This is a genomic window from Streptomyces sp. NPDC088387 (genome assembly GCF_044753385.1).
GTDB lineage: Bacteria > Actinomycetota > Actinomycetes > Streptomycetales > Streptomycetaceae > Streptomyces.
In genome coordinates, this window is the sequence record NZ_JBIVNC010000019.1 from 147,807 (window position 1) to 163,737 (window position 15,931).

The following is a 15,931-nucleotide window of genomic DNA, read 5'->3' on the forward strand; positions in this document are numbered from 1 at the left end:
CTGTCCAGCCGTTTCCCCGGCTCCGGTAATCCCGTACATGTCCCAACCCACGACCCCACAGGGGACGCACCCATGACCACGAGCTCCGATGTGATCGACGAGGCCCCGAAGTCGACCTCCCAGACCTCCCCGGCCGCCGCCGACCATCAGCCGGCCGCCACGCTGGGTGGTGACCGCAAGGGTTCTCTCGAACAGATCACCCTTCTGCTGTTCATCGTCGTCCCGTTCCTCGCGCTGATCGCGGCGGTGCCGCTGGCGTGGGGCTGGGGCGTGAGCTGGCTTGACCTCGGTCTGCTGGTCTTCTTCTACTTCCTCGGCTGTCACGGCATCACCATCGGCTTCCACCGTCACTTCACCCACAGCTCCTTCAAGGCCAACCGGCCACTGAAGATCGCGCTGGCGATCGCGGGTTCGCTGGCCGTCGAGGGCCCGCTGGTGCGCTGGGTGGCGGACCACCGCAAGCACCACCAGTTCTCCGACGCCGAGGGCGACCCGCACTCCCCGTGGCGCTACGGGGAGACCGTGCCGGCCCTGATGAAGGGGCTGTGGTGGGCGCACATCGCCTGGATGTTCGACGAGGAGCGCACTCCGCAGGAGAAGTACGCGCCGGATCTGATCAAGGACCGGACGCTGCGGAACATCTCGCGGCAGTTCCTGCTGTGGACGCTGCTCTCGCTCGGGCTGCCGGCGCTGATCGGCGGTCTGGTGACGATGTCCTGGTGGGGCGCGTTCACCGCGTTCTTCTGGGGGTCGCTCGTCCGGGTGGCGCTGCTGCACCACGTGACGTGGTCGATCAACTCGATCTGCCACGCGGTGGGCAAGCGGCCGTTCAAGTCGCGCGACCGTTCGGGCAACGTGTGGTGGCTGGCGGTGCTGTCGTGCGGTGAGTCCTGGCACAACCTGCACCATGCCGACCCGACGTCGGCGCGGCACGGTGTGGAGCGCGGGCAGATCGACTCCTCGGCGCGGCTGATCCGCTGGTTCGAGCTCGCCGGGTGGGCGTACGACGTGCGCTGGCCGTCACGCTCGCGTATCGATTCCCGCCGTAACAGCGGGCAGGGCGGTTCCCGGCAGCGGAAGGAACCGGTCGAGGCGGCATGATTGACGCCGTGGCGACCGATCCCAGCACTCCCAGCAATGACAAGCCGCGGCGTGCGCGTCGCACCCGGATGACCGGTGCGGAGCGGCGGCAGCAGCTGCTGGAGATCGGTCGCACCCTCTTCGCGGCGAAGGGGTTCGAGGGCACGTCGGTGGAGGAGATCGCGGCGAAGGCCGGGGTGTCCAAGCCGGTGGTGTACGAGCACTTCGGCGGGAAGGAGGGGCTGTACGCGGTGGTGGTGGACCGTGAGATGCGGCGTCTGCTGGACATGGTGACGAGTTCGCTGACGGCGGGGCATCCGCGGGAGCTGTGCGAGCAGGCGGCGTTCGCGCTGCTCGACTACATCGAGGAGTACACGGACGGTTTCCGGATCCTGGTCCGTGACTCCCCGATCCCGCAGTCGACGGGCTCCTTCGCGTCTCTCATCTCCGACATCGCGACGCAGGTCGAGGACATCCTCGGCAAGGAGTTCAAGAGCCGGGGCTTCGACGCGAAGCTGGCGCCGCTGTATGCGCAGGCGCTGGTCGGGATGGTTGCGCTGACCGGGCAGTGGTGGCTGGAGGTGCGCAAGCCGAAGAAGGCGGAGGTTGCGGCGCATCTGGTGAATCTGGCGTGGCACGGGCTGGATGGCATGGAGGCGAAGCCGCACCTGATAGGCCGCCGAAAAAACTGACGCCGCCCTGCGGCACCGTCGTGGCCGATCGCGCAGTTCCCCGCGCCCCTCAGACACCGGTGCGGCACCGCCGTGGCCGATCGCGCAGTTCCCCGCGCCCCTCAGACGCCGGTGCGGCACCGTCGTGGCGCCGTTGTGGCTGGTCGCGCAGTTCCTCGCGCCCCTCAGACGCCAGTGCGGCGCCGTTGTGGCTGGTCGCGCAGTTCCTCGCGCCCCTGAAGAGCATCATCGCGGCGGCGCATGTCGAGACGGCCCCGCGCGCCGGGCAGCTTGGTAGCGGGCGATGCCTGCGCGTCCCCAGGGGCGCGGGGAACTGCGCGATCAGCCCCCACCGGGCCGCACGGGCCCTACCCGGTCACGAATTCCAGGCGGTTGCCCACCGGGTCGTGGGCGTAGAAGCGTCTGTGGCCGGGGAGGCCGTCGTCCCAGGTGACGTCCTCGCCATGGGCCGCGAGACGGGCCGCGTACGCGTCGATGTCCCGTACCCGCAGGCCCGGGTGGGCCTTGGTCGCCGGATGGAAGTCCGGATCGATGCCCAGGTGCAGCTGGGCATCCCCCGCACGGAACCAGCACCCCCCACGCCCCGCCAGCGAAGCCGGCTTCGGGACCTCCGTCATACCGAGCACCCCCACGTAGAACGCCCGCAGACGGTCCTCCGAACCCGGCGGCGCCGCCAGCTGCACATGGTCCAGGGACATGATCATCAGCGTTCCTTCCGGGCCACCGCGAAGATGCGGCGGAAGGGGAAGGGGGTGCCATGGGAAGTGGCGGGGTAGGCCTCGCGGAGGGCTGTGCGGTAGGCGTGCAGGTAGGTGTTTCGCCTGGGGGCGTCGGTCGCCAGGGCCGTGAGGACGGGGCGTAGGCCCGTGCCCTTGACCCAGTCGAGGACCGGGTCCTCGCCCTGGAGGAGATGGACGTACGTCGTCTCCCAGACGTCGGCCTCGCAGCCCAGGGACGTGAGGGCCGACAGATACGCCGTCGGCGACAGGACCGCGTCCTCGTGGCGCAGGGTGTCCGCCAGACCGGCCTCCACCGCGAGGTCACGCATCAGACGGTGGCTGGGGGCGTCGAAGTTCCCCGGCACCTGGAAGGCGAACGTACCGCCGGGGGCCAGCGCGGCGATCCAGTCGGAGAACCGCTCCACATGCCCCGGCACCCACTGCAACGTGGCGTTGCTGACGATCAGGTCATGGGTCTCGTCCGGCGTCCACGTGCGCACGTCCGCGAGGGTGAAGTCCAGGTTGCCCGACGCGAGCGGAGCCGCCCGCTCCAGCATCTCCGGCGAGTTGTCGTAGCCCGTGATGTGCGCGGCCGGCCAGCGGTCGGCGAGCACGGTGGTGACGTTGCCGGGGCCGCAGCCGAGGTCGGCGATACGGGGCTGCCCCGACGGCAGCTCGGGAACGCGGGCGAGCAGGTCGGCGAAGGGCCGGGCGCGGTGCCCGGCATGACGCAGGTACTGGGCGGGGTCCCACACGGGGGCGGACACGGACATGACGGGCCCTCCTTGAGGTCATCAGGCGCTGCCTCCACCCTGCCTCGCCAAGTATCTTGACGTCAAGAGACTTCATGTCGACACAACCACTACACTGATCGTCATGGAGGACGAGGTCGATCGGCTGGTCGCAGCATGGCGCCGGGAGCGCCCGGACCTCGACGTGGAACCGCTCGAGGTGCTCAGCCGGGTCAGCAGACTGGCCCGTCACCTGGACCGGGCGCGTCGGCTGGCCTTTTCCGAGCACAGCCTGGAGCCCTGGGAGTTCGACGTACTGACCGCGCTCCGCCGCGCCGGCACCCCGTACCAGCTCTCCCCGGGGCAGCTGCTCACCCAGACGCTCGTCACCTCCGGCACCATGACCAACCGCATCGACCGGCTCGCCAAGAAGGGCCTCGTCGAGCGGCTGCCCGATCCGAGTGACCGGCGCGGTGTGCTGGTGCGGCTCACCGACGAAGGGCGCGACCGCGCCGACCAGGCGCTCGCCGGACTGCTCGACCAGGAGCGCGCCATCCTCGCGGAGCTGTCCCGCACCCAGCGTGGTGAACTCGCGGCGCTGCTACGCCAGCTGACCGCCCCGTTCGACAACATCCCCGGTTAGGTCGGCGGGCCCGACCCCGGCCCGGCGGGCGAGCGCCACCGCGGCGAGCGTGGAGTGCACACCGAGTTTCCCCAGGACGTTCTGCATGTGCGTGCGGACCGTGTGCGGGGAGAGGAAGAGCCGCTCCGCGACGGCCTTGCGGCCCAGGCCCGCCACCATGCACCGCAGCACCTCCCGCTCGCGCGGGGTCAGCGACTCCACCAGCCGCTCGCTCTCGGTGCGGTGCTTGCGCGCGGCCGTCAACTCCCGCAGCACACCGGTGAGAAGGGCCGGCGGCAGATGCGTCTCGTCGCGCAGCACCCCCCGGATGACCGTCAGCAGCCGGGACAGCGAACAGTCCTTGGCGACCCAGCCGGACGCGCCGGCCTGGAGCGCGAGCGCCGCCCGCCGCGGGTCGTCCTTCTCGGCGAGGACCACGGTCCGCACCCCGGGCTGGCCCGAGCGGACGCCCGCGACCAGGGAGATCCCGTCGACCAGCCCGTCCTCCCCCACCTCCTGCACGGGCACCGCCGGCCGCACGCCGGGCACATTGCCGCCCAGGTCGGCGTCGACGAGCAGCACGTCGTACCGCCGCCCCTCGGCGACCGCGCGGTCCAGGCTGCGCAGGGCGGCGGGGCCGCTGCCCGCGGCGGAGACGTCGACGTCGGGCTCGGCCGCGAGGGCGGCCGCGAGCGACTCGGCGAAGATACGGTGGTCGTCGACGACCAGAACTCGGATGCGAACCACTGAAAACCCCCACTGGTCCGGAGTACGAAGACCGACGCGGGTACGACGCCCAGGGGATGCCCCAGAGCCGCGCGGCCGCCGCCGTGCAAGGACTGCTACCCCCCAAGCGGGCGTCGTACCCGGCTTGCCTCGCCCCCTGATCAGCACCGGCCCCCACCGGCACTGTTCATCAGGGTACGGACGGGCGGCAGGAGCGGAAGGCTATTTGCAGAACTGGCCGTCCAGGGCGTTTATCGTGTGCCGCATGTTTCGTCTTGTTGCGGAAGTCGACAAAACCCGGCGCGATCTTCTCGGAACGCGGTTGCGCGCGGCCAACACGGCGGCCTCCGCGGAGCTGCGCGCCCTGCGCGGCACCCCCGGCGAACGCGAAATGCCCTTGCAGGTATGGGCGTTGGACCAGCAGGACGGCCTCGCGGGCGGGCTGGCCGGGTACACCTGGGGGACCTGGCTGCACGTGTCGACCCTCTGGGTGGACGAACGCCACCGGGGCGCGGGACTCGGCGGCGCGCTGCTCGCCGAGGCCGAGCGGATCGCCGGTACCGAACGCGGCTGTCAGGCCGCCCGGCTGGAGACCTGGGACTTCCAGGCACCGGCGTTCTACCAGAAGCAGGGCTACGAGGTGGTGTGCGTGATCCCCGACTATCCGCCGGGGATCACCGAGTACACCCTGACGAAGCGGCTCGTCTGAACCACCGCGCCCGCCACGCCCGCCGCGCCCGCCGGTCCCGCCGCTCCTCGCTCAGCCCAGCCGCCGCGCCCCCGGCGCCGGCACCGCCTCGAACACCCGCGGTGCCGTGAAGGAGGCCGCGGCGAACGCCTCCTGGACCGCCTTGGTGATCGTCTCCACGTCGGCGGCCTCCGCCAGCACGATCGCCGAGCCGCCGAAGCCGCCGCCGGTCATCCGGGCGCCGAGCGCACCGGCCGCGAGCGCCGCGTCGACGACGGTGTCCAGCTCCGGGCAGGAGATGCGGAAGTCGTCCCGCAGCGAGGCGTGGCCCTCGGTGAGCACCGGCCCGATCTCGCGCGTGCGGCCCGCCTCCAGGAGTGCGACGACCCGCTCGACGCGGTGGTCCTCGGTGACGACGTGCCGCACCAGGCGGCGCACCTCCTCGTCGCCCCCGAGCTCCCCGAGCCGCTCCAGCTCCGCGTCCAGCTCGTCGTGGGCCACGTCGCGCAGTGCGTCGACGCCGAGCAGGGCCGCGCCCTTCTCGCAGCCCGCGCGGCGCTTGCCGTACTCGCCGTCGCTGTGCGCGTGCTTGACGCGGGTGTCGACAACGAGCAGCCGCATGCCCTCGGCCGCGAGGTCGAACGGGATCTGCTTCTGCGAGAGGTCGCGGGTGTCGAGGAACAGGGCGTGCCCGGCCTCGCAGCAGGCGGACGCGGTCTGGTCCATGATGCCGGTGGGGGCGCCGACGTAGACGTTCTCCGCGCGCTGGCACAGCCGGGCCAGCTTCCAGCCGGGGATGCCCAGTTCGTACAGGTCGTTCAGGGCGAGCGCGATGACGACCTCCAGGGCCGCCGACGACGACAGGCCCGCGCCCGAGGGGACCGTCGACGCGAGGTGGACGTCGGCGCCGGTCACCGGGTGGCCGGCCTCGCGCAGCGCCCAGACGACACCGGCGGGGTACGCGGTCCAGTCGTGGTCCGTGCCGGGTTCCAGCGCGGCCGCGTCGAGTTCGACGACTCCGCCCTCGATGTCCGCGGAGTGCAGCCGGAGCCGGCCGTCGGTGCGCCGGGAGACGGCGGCGACGGTGGTGTGCGGCAGCGCGAAGGGCATCACGAAGCCGTCGTTGTAGTCGGTGTGCTCGCCGATCAGATTGACCCGGCCGGGCGCCGCCCACACTCCCTCGGGCTCACTGCCGTACAGCGCGACGAAGTCGTTTCTGACCTGCTCCACTTACCGCTCCCCTGCGATGTCCTGCGCGAACCGCCAGGCGTCCGCGACGATTCCGGCGAGGTCGGCCCGCGCCGGGTTCCAGCCCAGCTTCTCGCGCGCGGCGTCGGCGGAGGCGACCAGGGTCGCGGGGTCGCCGCTCCGGCGCGGGGCCAGGACCTCGGGGATCGGATGGCCGGTGACCTGCCGGACGGTCTCGACGACCTCGCGGACGGAGAAACCACTGCCGTTGCCGAGGTTGCAGATCAGATGCTCGCCGGAGCGGGCGGCCCTGAGCGCCAGCAGATGGGCGTCGGCGAGGTCGGCGACGTGGATGTAGTCGCGGACGCAGGTGCCGTCCGGGGTCGGGTAGTCGTCGCCGAAGACGGAGATGGCGTCGCGGCGGCCCTGGGCGACCTGGAGGACGAGCGGGATGAGGTGCGACTCGGGGTCGTGGCGCTCGCCGTACGCGCCGTACGCCCCGGCCACGTTGAAGTAGCGCAGGGACACCGCGCCCAGTCCGTGGGCGGCCGCCTCGCCGCTGATCATGTGGTCGACGGCCAGCTTGGTGGCGCCGTACGGGTTGGTGGGGCTGGTCGGCGCGGTCTCCACGATCGGGACCTGCTCGGGCTCGCCGTAGGTGGCGGCCGTGGAGGAGAAGACGAGGGTGCGCACACCGGCCTCGCGCATGGCGGCGAGCAGGGCCATGGTGCCGCCGACGTTGTTCTCCCAGTACTTCTCGGGCTTCACGACGGACTCGCCGACCTGCGAGAAGGCGGCGAAGTGCAGCACCGCCTCGAAGGAGGGGTCCAGCCACTTCGCGGCGTCCCGGATGTCGCCCTCGACGAAGGTCGCGCCCGCGGGGACACCCTCGCGGAAGCCCGTGGACAGGTTGTCGAGGACGGTGACGTCGTGGCCCGCCTCCAGCAGATGCTGGGCGACCACACTGCCCACATAGCCCGCCCCGCCGGTGACCAGGTACTTCGCGCTCATCAACTCGCTACCTCTCGCAGTCGCTCGGCCGCGCGCTCCGGCGGCACGTCGTTGATGAACACGCTCATGCCGGACTCGGAGCCCGCGAGAAACTTCAGCTTGCCGGAGGTCCGGCGAATGGTGAAAAGCTCCAGGTGGAGCGCGAAGTCGTCGCGCGTGACGCCGTCGAACTCCGCCAGCGGGCCGAACGGGGCCTGGTGCCAGCCCGCGATGTACGGCGTCCGCGACTCTCCCCCGGTGCCCTCCCCTTCGTCGAAGATCCGGTCGAAACGCTTCAAGAGTTCCAGATAGATCTGGGGGAACTCTGTGCGTGCGGCCTCGTCGAGCGCGAGCAGATCGGGCACCCGGCGGCGCGGGTACAGGTGGACCTCGTACGGCCAGTGCGCGGCGTACGGCACGAAGGCGACCCAGTGTTCACTCGTGAGGACGACCCGCTCGTCGGCGAGTTCACGCTCCAGGACGGCGTCGAAGAGGTTCTGGCCGCCGGTGGCCTCCTTGTGCGCGGCCACCTGGCGCAGCATCAGGGCGGTGCGGGGGGTGGTGAAGGGGTACGCGTAGATCTGCCCGTGCGGGTGCTGGAGGGTCACGCCGATCTCCTCGCCGCGGTTCTCGAAGCAGAACACCTGCTCCACGGCGGGCAGATGGGACAGCTCCGAGGTGCGGTCGGTCCAGGCGTCCAGGACCAGCCGGGCCTGCTCCTCGGTGAGGGAGGAGAAGGAGGCGTTGTGGTCGGAGGTGAAGCAGACGACCTCACAGCGGCCGGAGTCGCCGGCGAGGGAGGGGAACCGGTTCTCGAAGACCACCACGTCGTACGACGAGTCCGGGATCTCGCTGAGCCGGTCGCCCCGCGTCGGGCACAGCGGGCACTGGTCGGCCGGCGGGTGGTAGGTGCGGCCCTGGCGGTGCGAGGCGATGGCGACCGAGTCGCCGAGCAGCTCGTCACGGCGGATCTCCGAGGAGGTGACGGTCGGCTCCAGCGGCCGGTGGTCGACCGCGTCGCGCACGGTGGCGTCGCTCAGGTCGTAGTAGATGAGCTCACGACCGTCGGCCAATCGGGTCGAGGTCTTCTTCACTGCGGACTCCTCTTCGGGCCACGCCACCATCCCAACAGAACCCAACATACCAAAACACAACTCACCACCACCGTCAACATCACAATCAAACAAAGAGCACCAACAGAAGTGTTCAATTAGCGAACGCGGCGGCGTAGGTTCCGCTGTGGTTCAGTTCGCGCAACGAAGCGAGTACGCATGCAAACCCCCACATACCTTGCCGCCGAGCTACGGCTCCCCACGAACTGGCTCGACTACACGATCCTCGCGATCTACTTCGTCGTGGTCCTCGGCATCGGATTCGCCGCCCGCCGCTCCGTCAAGACCAGCCTCGACTTCTTCCTCTCCGGACGCTCCCTGCCTGCATGGATCACCGGGCTCGCTTTCATCTCCGCCAACCTGGCCGCCACCGAGATCCTCGGCATGGCCGCCAACAGCGCCCAGTACGGCGTCTACACCGTGCACTGGTACTGGATCGGCGCCATCCCGGCCATGGTCTTCCTCGGCCTGGTGATGATGCCCTTCTATTACTCCAGCAAAGTCCGCTCGGTCCCCGAGATGCTGCTGCTGCGCTTCGACAAGTGGGCGCATCTGCTGAGTTCGGCCCTGTTCGCCTTCGCCGCCATCCTGATCTCCGGCGTGAACCTGTACGCCCTGGCGATCGTCGTCGAGGCGCTGCTCGGCTGGCCGCAGTGGGTGGCGATCGTGGTCGCCGGCGCGTTTGTGCTGGCGTACATCACCCTCGGCGGTCTGTCGTCCGCGATCTACAACGAGGTGCTCCAGTTCTTCGTGATCCTCGCGGCCCTCATCCCGCTCGTGGTGCTCGGCCTGAAGAAGGTCGGCGGCTGGGACGGCCTGACGGACACCCTGACGAAGAACCAGGGCGCCGACTTCACCAGTGCCTGGGGCGGCACCGGCATCGGCAGCGACAACCCGCTCGGCGCCAACTGGCTGACGATCGTCCTCGGCCTCGGCTTTGTGCTGTCCTTCGGCTACTGGACGACGAACTTCGCCGAGGTGCAGCGCGCGCTCTCCGCGAAGAACCTCTCCGCCGCCCAGCGCACCCCGCTGATCGCGGCCTTCCCCAAGATCTTCATCGTCTTCCTGGTGATGATCCCGGGTCTCGCCGCGGCGGCCCTGATCCCCGGCTTCGGCACGGAGGAGTCGGGCTACCAGTACAACGACGCCATCCCGTACCTGATGGAACAGCTGCTGCCCAACGGTGTGCTGGGCATCGCGGTGACCGGTCTGCTCGCCGCCTTCATGGCGGGCATGGCGGCCAACGTCTCGTCCTTCAACACGGTGTTCACCACCGACATCTGGGCGCGGTACGTGGTCCGGGACCGCGAGGACGGCTACTACGTCCGCTTCGGCCGGCTGATCACCGTGGTCGGGGTCGCCGCCTCGGTCGGCACGGCGTTCCTGGCGTCGTCGTTCTCGAACATCATGAGCTACCTCCAGACGCTGTTCTCCTTCTTCAACGTGCCGATGTTCGTGGTCTTCATCGTCGGCATGTTCTGGAAGCGGGCGTCCGCGAAGTCCGGCTTCTGGGGCCTGCTCGCGGGCACGGTCGCCGCGATGGTGAACTACTTCTGGATCTACAAGCAGGGCATCATCGACATCCCCACCGACCAGGGCGCCAACTTCGTCTCCGCGATCGTCGGCTTCGTGGCCGGCGCGGTCGTGATGTTCGCCGTGTCGATGTTCACCGCGCCGAAGCCGGCGGAGGAGCTCCGGGGCCTGGTCTACGGCACCCGCTCGCCCGGTATGTCCGAGGCGCCCGCCGCGGGCGACGACGCCTGGTACCGCAGGCCGGCCCTGCTGGGCTGGGGAGCGATCGTCCTGGCCGCCGCCTGCTACATCCCGTTCTCGTTCTGAGCGCGGGAGAATCGAGGAACCATGCCCGAGCACTCCGAGTACTCCGAGTCGGACCTCCACCGGGAAGTCACCGAGCTGGAGGCCCAGTCAACCACCGCGGCCCGCATCTTCGACCTGCGCACGATCATCGGCGGCCTGTTCGTCGTCTACGGCGTCATCGTCACGATCGCCGGCATCTCCCCGTCCGACGCCGACCTCGACAAGGCGGAGGGCATCAACATCAACCTGTGGACCGGCCTGGGAATGCTCCTCCTGGGCATCTTCTTCCTGGCCTGGCTGAAGCTGCGGCCGATGGCGGCACCGGTGCCGGCGCCGGAGGCGGCACCGGAGGCGGCACCGGAGGCGGCACCGGAGGAGCCGGGCAAGGGGACACCGCAGTAGCGGCACCCCGCTCGGACACGACCGACGCGGCACGGTTCTACGGACCATGCCGCGTCCGGCGTCACAGCTCCAACTCCCCTTCCGGGTGAGTGCTGTTGTGCAGCGGGCCCGCCCGGTCCAGGAGGCCCGTGCGGGCGGCCAGGGCCGCCGCCTCCAGCCGGGAGCCGACGCCGAGTTTCATCAGGACACGCTGGACGTGGGTGCGGGCCGTGGAGGGGGCGATGCCCATACCGGCCGCGATGAGCCGGGTGTCCTCGCCGTCGGCGACCCGGACCAGGACCTCGACCTCGCGCGGGGTCAGCATCTGGAGCAGCCGCTGGCCCTCGTCGTCGGGCTGGGCCACCGGGTTGAGGAGTTCGCTGAACGCGCCCTGCAACAGCTGCGGCGCGACCGCCGCCTCGCCCGCGCGGGCCTTCATGATGGCCCGCTCCACACCCTCTATCCGCTCGTCGTGCCGTACGTAGCCGGAGGCGCCGGACGCGAACGCCGCCGCGATACCGCGCGGACTCGGCACCGGGCCCAGCACCACCACCGCCACCTGCGGCCGCTCCCGCTTGATCTTCGCCACCGGGTCGAACGTGCCCGGCTCGGCCGGCGTCGCCGTCCCCAGCAGACACACCTCGGGCGCCCGCGCGATCACCAGCTCGGCCGCGCCGGCGGCCGGCGCCGCCGCGGCGAGCACCCGGTGCCCGCGCAGCTTCAGCGCCGAGGCCAGCGCCTCGGCCAGCAGTCGGTGGTCGTCGACCACCATCAACCGCACTCCCATCGAGAACCCCCCAGTCCCCCCATGGATGCCCCGTACGGGGCGCCACCGCTCCCCGTGCAGGGAACCCGTGCACCCGCGCTCCCGACACCCCCGCCCTTCATGCCCCCGGAAGCTACACGCTTGTTCGACGTTGCGCTCCCCCTACCGGAGAGAAGTGCCCCGGATCGCCGAAAATCCTCGCATTCGAGGGTGATGCGCGATACGCGTACGGCCCCGCCCCTGAGCAGGGGCGGGGCCGTACGAACAGACGTGTTACTTCGCGTTACTTCGCGCCGAACCCGAGGGCCGTGTAGACCTCCTGGTCCGCCGAGTACGGCTTGCTGATCAGGTCCTTGCCCAGGAACAGCCGGCCGTCCGTGTACAGCAGCTCCGCGGAGCTGGGCACCATGGAGCTGATCGCGTCCCGCACCGACTGGGTGCCCGGCGTCTCAAGGAGCTTGGTCTGCTTCAGGGAGTCGCCGTTCACCGAGACGATCTGGTCGCCCTTGTTGTAAGGGCCGCCCTTGTAGGCGATGATGTCGCCGCCGTCCATCCGGACCGGCAGGATCGTGTAGTTGTCGCCCGCGTCGACCCGGTCGCCCGTGGTCTTGCCGGTCGCCAGGGAGAACGCGACGATCTCGTTGGTCTGGCTGTAGTCGCCGGAGCCGTCGTGCTCCTTCGTCGCCACGTACAGCTTGTCGTTGCCGACCACGATCCCGCGGCAGCCGTCGGTCTTGCTGATCTCGCAGCGGTGGTTGTACTCGCCGTCCTTCAGCGCGATCTTGTACTGGAGCTTGCCGCTGTCGTCCAGCGAGAAGACGTCCGAGGCGCCGGACGCGGTGATGTCGCCGGAGTCCACACCGAACACCACGGGCTTGGTCGAGATCACCTTGATGTTCTCCAGACCCGCCGGAAGCTTGTAACTCCACTTCACCGAGCCCGACTTCGGGTCGATCAACTGGACCTCGTACTTCTCGTTGCCGTACTCGCCGCACTTGTGCACCGCGACCAGCTGCTCGCCGCCCGCGTAGCCGACGTCGACGCAGTTGCTGACCTTGGGCTGCCACAGGTTCTTGCCGGTGGTGAGGTCGAAGGCCGCGCCGCCGTTGTAGCCGCCGCCGATCGCGACCGTGGAGCCGGAGATGCTGGCCTCGCCGAACACCACCTTGGCGTCGGTGATGGAGACGCTCTTGGTCCACAGCTTCTTGCCGCTGTCGACGTTGAACGCGGTGATCTCCGTGCAGGGCTGGTGGTCGCCCTTGCTGTTGCGCTTCGCGGTCTCGGACAGCACCACGGTCGTGCCGTCACCGGCGATCTGCCGTGCGTAGCCGCAGGTCTGGCCGGTCAGCGGCAGTGTCCACTTCTTGCCGCCGGTGTCGGGGTCGTAGCCGACGACCTGGTTGATGCCGCTCTTCGCGTACACCGCGTCGGTCAGCCAGGAGCCCTCGACGCTGTCGATCTGCTTGTCCTTGACCGCCGGCGCGGGCACCTGGAACAGCACGTCGGCCGCCGTGTTCGCCGGCACCTTCTCGGAGCCCTTGGCGGGCGTGCCGTCAGTGCCGCCGTCCGCGCCCTCGTCGCCCTTGTCGTCCTTGCCGCCCGTGCTGCCGCCGCTGGAGCTCGCGGTGTCGTCCTTGCCGTCGCCGGAGGACTGCGAGTACCAGACGCCGCCGCCGATGATCAGGGCGATCGCGACGACCGCGGAGACGATGATCGCGACCTGGGCGTTGAACTTCCCGCCGCCGGTGCCGGGGCCCTGGCCGGGCTGGGGGTGCATCGGGGTGGTGGGGGGCTGGGGGTAGCCGTAGCCCTGCGGCTGCTGGGGGTAGCCGGTGGGCTGGGCGTACGGGTTCTGGGGCGGGGGTTGCTGACCCGGGTAGCCGTAGCCCTGGGGGGCCTGAGGGGCCTGAGGGGCCTGAGGGGCTTGCGGCGCCTGGGGGTAGCCGTAGCCGGGCGGGGGCTGCGGGGGTGCCTGCGGGGGTGCCTGCGGCGGCGGGGGTGTCTGTGGGGCGCCGAAGCCGGGCTGCTGTGCGGGCTGTTGGGGTGGCGGGTCCTGGGGGGCGCCGAAACCTCCCCCCTGCGGGGGCTGGTTGGGCGGCGGGGGCGGCGGCTGGGTCATGACGGAGTACCTCGGTGCGTCGGGAGGGGACGGGCGGTGGCGGGGCGGCGGGTCGGCGTGCGGCGAGGGGGGGGTTGCGCAGTTCCCCGCGCCCCTGAGGGGGTGGCCCGGTCGGGGGTCCGGTGCGGGCCGGTTGGGGGGGGTTGCGCAGTTCCCCGCGCCCCTGACGGGGTGGCCCGGTTGGTGGTCCAGTGCGGGCCGTGGGGGTTGATCGCGCAGTTCCCCGCGCCCCTGGCAAGGGCCGGTGGGGCCGGGCGTGGAGTTGCCCGCGCCCCTGGCAAAGGGCAGTGGGGCCGGGCGTGGAATTGCCCGCGCCCCTGGCAAAGGGCGGTGGGGCCGGGGGTGGAGTTGCACGGCCCCCGGGTGACGGGCGACCGCTCACTTGCCGTACGTGAGCATCAGCTTTTCCTTGGCTTCGTCGTTGCCGGTGAGGCGGGTCGAGGAGAGGTAGAAGCGGCCGTCCGCCCAGGCCATGTCGCGGGAGAAGAAGCTGCCCTCGATGTCGGCCGCGCCCTGCGGGTTCTGGAGCAGGGTGGTCGGCTTGTGGTCGCTGCCCGTGGTCGGGATCGACACCACCCGGCCGCCCGCGTCGTACGACGCCTGCACGTACGCGATGAGCTTTCCGCCCTCGACCTGCAACGGCAGCATCGTCTCGTCCACCGGGGACTTCACGCGCCACTTCTCCTTGCCGTTGGCGAGGTTGATCGCCACGACCTCGTTGGCCGCGGCCGTCGCCTCGGTCGGCAGGTAGAGGGTGCTGCCGTCGGACGCCACGCCCATGCAGCCCGTCAGGTCACGCTGGAGGACGGCCCAGCCGCACTCCGGCGCGAAGTTCTCGTCGAAGTCGACCTGCGAGGTGAAGGAACCGTTGGTGCCCAGCGTGGAGATGTTCCACGCCTTCTCGTCGTCGTTGGTGCTGTAGACGACCAGCGGGTCGAAGGAGTAGACGCGGGCCACGCGCCAGCCCTTGTCGAACTTCTGCGTCCACCTGACCTTGCCGGTGCGCGGGTCCAGCTCCTGGACCTCGTCGTGCTCGTTGTCCGAGCCGGCGCCGCAGGACGCCACCTGGACCAGCCGGCCGTCACCGCCCGCGAACGCGCCCGGGAAGCAGGCGTCGCCGTACTTCTTCTTGTCGTAGAGCTTCTTGCCGGTGCCCGCGTCGTAGGCCGTGCCGGACTGCGAGCGGCCCACCATCAGGGTGTCGCCGGCCAGCGACAGCTCGACGGACAGGGTGCTGTCGAAGAGCGCGCCGTCGGCGATCTCGGCCTTCCAGCCCTTGTCCCCGGTGTTCAGGTCGATCTGCTGGAGCTGGTTGCACTTGGCGCGGTCGCTGGCGCCGTTCATGTACGCCACGACGATCCGGTCGTCGTCCGTCTTGGCCGGGGTGACCGCGCAGATCTTCTGCGGGAAGGTGATCGGGTCCCAGGTGGGGCTGCCGTCACCGACGTCGTACGCGAAGAGCTGCTTGTACGCGGACTTCACCGCCGTCTTGTCGGTGATCCACATACCGGCGGCGTCGGCGCCGGAACCGGGCGCGTCCGGCGCCTCCTTGTACCAGAGCACCTTCGACTCACCGGCCTGGCGGCCCTCGTTGAGGTTCTCCGGGTCGTCGCCGCCGTCGCCGCTGCCGTCACCGGGGTTGACCGGGGCGTCGTCGGACGCGGACGGCTTGGCGTCGTCGCTCTTCTCGGCGGTCGGCTTCTTGTCCTTGTCGTCGCCGCCGGACGTGACCGCGAAGACGGTGCCGCCGATGACGAGCAGGACCGCCACGGCCGCGCCGACGATCATCGCGGGCTTGCCCTTGAAGGGGTTGCGCGAGCCACCGGGCGGCGGGGTGCCGGGGCCGCCCGGGTACGCGGCCTGCTGCTGCGGATAGCCGTAGCCGGGCTGGGCGCCGTAGGGACCGGGCTGCTGGGGCTGGCCGTACGGGCCCGGCTGCTGCGGCTGGCCGTACGGGCCGGGCTGCTGCGGGTAGCCGTAGGGACCCGGCCCCTGCGGGTAGCCGTAGCCGGGCTGCGGGGCGCCGGACGGCGGGGTCTGCGGCGGCGGTGGGGCCTGAGGCGGCTGGGCGGGCATCTGCGGAGCCCCGAATCCGCCACCCGGCGGTGGACCGTACGGCCCCGGCTGTCCCGGCTGCTGGGGTGGCTGCCCCTGCGGCGGCTGGTCCTGCGGTGCTCCGAAACCGCCCTGCGGCGGCGGCTGATTGGGCGGCTGAGCCATCAGCGTGTTCCCCCTTGCATACTGATTTTTAGCCACGCCCTGAGGTTCGTAGTAGACCCAGATGCGCTCTCAGACAGTT

The 15,931-nt window shown here is 70.5% G+C and carries 15 protein-coding genes; 6 read left to right on the forward strand and 9 right to left on the reverse strand.

The window, feature by feature from the left end; genetic code table 11:
- The first annotated feature begins 72 nt into the window (after positions 1 to 72).
- Entirely contained in the window at positions 73 to 1,101 is a 1,029-nt protein-coding gene (locus tag ACIQAC_RS36375; RefSeq protein WP_402199008.1) for an acyl-CoA desaturase, read from the forward strand.
- Entirely contained in the window at positions 1,098 to 1,772 is a 675-nt protein-coding gene (locus tag ACIQAC_RS36380) for a TetR family transcriptional regulator (protein WP_402199011.1), read from the forward strand. The genes ACIQAC_RS36375 and ACIQAC_RS36380 overlap by 4 nt, the downstream gene beginning before the upstream one ends.
- 347 nt (positions 1,773 to 2,119) lie before the next feature.
- On the opposite strand, the gene ACIQAC_RS36385 is transcribed toward ACIQAC_RS36380, so the two are convergent.
- Together ACIQAC_RS36385 and ACIQAC_RS36390 are read right to left on the reverse strand one after the other, a co-directional pair.
- Complete coding sequence (locus tag ACIQAC_RS36385; protein ID WP_402199013.1) at positions 2,120 to 2,476, reverse strand: VOC family protein; 357 nt, start codon at positions 2,474 to 2,476, stop codon at positions 2,120 to 2,122.
- Complete coding sequence (locus ACIQAC_RS36390; RefSeq protein WP_402199016.1) at positions 2,476 to 3,264, reverse strand: trans-aconitate 2-methyltransferase; 789 nt, start codon at positions 3,262 to 3,264, stop codon at positions 2,476 to 2,478. The genes ACIQAC_RS36385 and ACIQAC_RS36390 overlap by 1 nt, the downstream gene beginning before the upstream one ends.
- Before the next feature lie 103 nt (positions 3,265 to 3,367).
- Here ACIQAC_RS36390 and tamR point away from each other — a divergent pair, with 103 nt between their 5' ends.
- Complete coding sequence (gene tamR, locus ACIQAC_RS36395) at positions 3,368 to 3,865, forward strand: MarR family transcriptional regulator TamR (protein WP_399899749.1); 498 nt, start codon at positions 3,368 to 3,370, stop codon at positions 3,863 to 3,865.
- Here tamR and ACIQAC_RS36400 read toward each other — a convergent pair.
- Positions 3,824 to 4,591: a LuxR C-terminal-related transcriptional regulator gene (locus tag ACIQAC_RS36400; RefSeq protein ID WP_402199018.1), complete on the reverse strand. Its 768-nt coding sequence runs from the start codon at positions 4,589 to 4,591 to the stop codon at positions 3,824 to 3,826. The genes tamR and ACIQAC_RS36400 overlap by 42 nt on opposite strands.
- Positions 4,592 to 4,823: 232 nt before the next feature.
- On the opposite strand from ACIQAC_RS36400, the gene ACIQAC_RS36405 reads away from it, so the two are divergent.
- Positions 4,824 to 5,279 carry a GNAT family N-acetyltransferase gene (locus ACIQAC_RS36405; protein ID WP_402199077.1) on the forward strand — a complete coding sequence of 152 codons (456 nt, stop codon included), beginning with the start codon at positions 4,824 to 4,826 and terminating at the stop codon, positions 5,277 to 5,279.
- A gap of 51 nt (positions 5,280 to 5,330) precedes the next feature.
- On the opposite strand, the gene galK is transcribed toward ACIQAC_RS36405, so the two are convergent.
- From galK to galT, 3 genes are read right to left on the reverse strand one after another with little or no spacing between them, the layout of a single operon-like run.
- The gene (gene galK, locus ACIQAC_RS36410; protein ID WP_402199020.1) at positions 5,331 to 6,488 is read right to left on the reverse strand and encodes a galactokinase; all 1,158 of its coding nucleotides are present in this window, start codon (positions 6,486 to 6,488) and stop codon (positions 5,331 to 5,333) included.
- Entirely contained in the window at positions 6,489 to 7,457 is a 969-nt protein-coding gene (galE, locus tag ACIQAC_RS36415; protein WP_402199022.1) for a UDP-glucose 4-epimerase GalE, read from the reverse strand. It abuts the gene before it with no gap.
- On the reverse strand, positions 7,457 to 8,530 hold the full coding sequence (gene galT, locus ACIQAC_RS36420; RefSeq protein ID WP_402199025.1) for a galactose-1-phosphate uridylyltransferase: 1,074 nt from the start codon (positions 8,528 to 8,530) through the stop codon (positions 7,457 to 7,459). Before galT ends, galE begins: the two co-directional genes overlap by 1 nt.
- 177 nt (positions 8,531 to 8,707) lie before the next feature.
- Between galT and ACIQAC_RS36425 the strand changes: the two genes are divergently transcribed.
- Together ACIQAC_RS36425 and ACIQAC_RS36430 are read left to right on the forward strand one after the other, a co-directional pair.
- On the forward strand, positions 8,708 to 10,387 hold the full coding sequence (locus ACIQAC_RS36425; protein ID WP_402199026.1) for a sodium:solute symporter family protein: 1,680 nt from the start codon (positions 8,708 to 8,710) through the stop codon (positions 10,385 to 10,387).
- A 21-nt stretch (positions 10,388 to 10,408) separates the two neighbouring features.
- A complete protein-coding gene (locus ACIQAC_RS36430) occupies positions 10,409 to 10,768 on the forward strand; it encodes a hypothetical protein (RefSeq protein WP_402199028.1) in 360 nt (119 codons plus the stop codon).
- Positions 10,769 to 10,829: 61 nt separating this feature from the next.
- On the opposite strand, the gene ACIQAC_RS36435 is transcribed toward ACIQAC_RS36430, so the two are convergent.
- The 3 genes from ACIQAC_RS36435 to ACIQAC_RS36445 all read right to left on the reverse strand — a co-directional run bounded on the left by ACIQAC_RS36435 (position 10,830) and on the right by ACIQAC_RS36445 (position 15,852).
- Positions 10,830 to 11,534, reverse strand: coding sequence for a LuxR C-terminal-related transcriptional regulator (locus tag ACIQAC_RS36435; RefSeq protein ID WP_402199031.1), 705 nt, complete (start codon positions 11,532 to 11,534; stop codon positions 10,830 to 10,832).
- A 262-nt stretch (positions 11,535 to 11,796) separates the two neighbouring features.
- Complete coding sequence (locus ACIQAC_RS36440; protein WP_402199032.1) at positions 11,797 to 13,632, reverse strand: PQQ-binding-like beta-propeller repeat protein; 1,836 nt, start codon at positions 13,630 to 13,632, stop codon at positions 11,797 to 11,799.
- 378 nt (positions 13,633 to 14,010) lie between these two features.
- On the reverse strand, positions 14,011 to 15,852 hold the full coding sequence (locus ACIQAC_RS36445; protein WP_402199035.1) for a PQQ-binding-like beta-propeller repeat protein: 1,842 nt from the start codon (positions 15,850 to 15,852) through the stop codon (positions 14,011 to 14,013).
- Between the last annotated feature and the right edge of the window lie 79 nt (positions 15,853 to 15,931).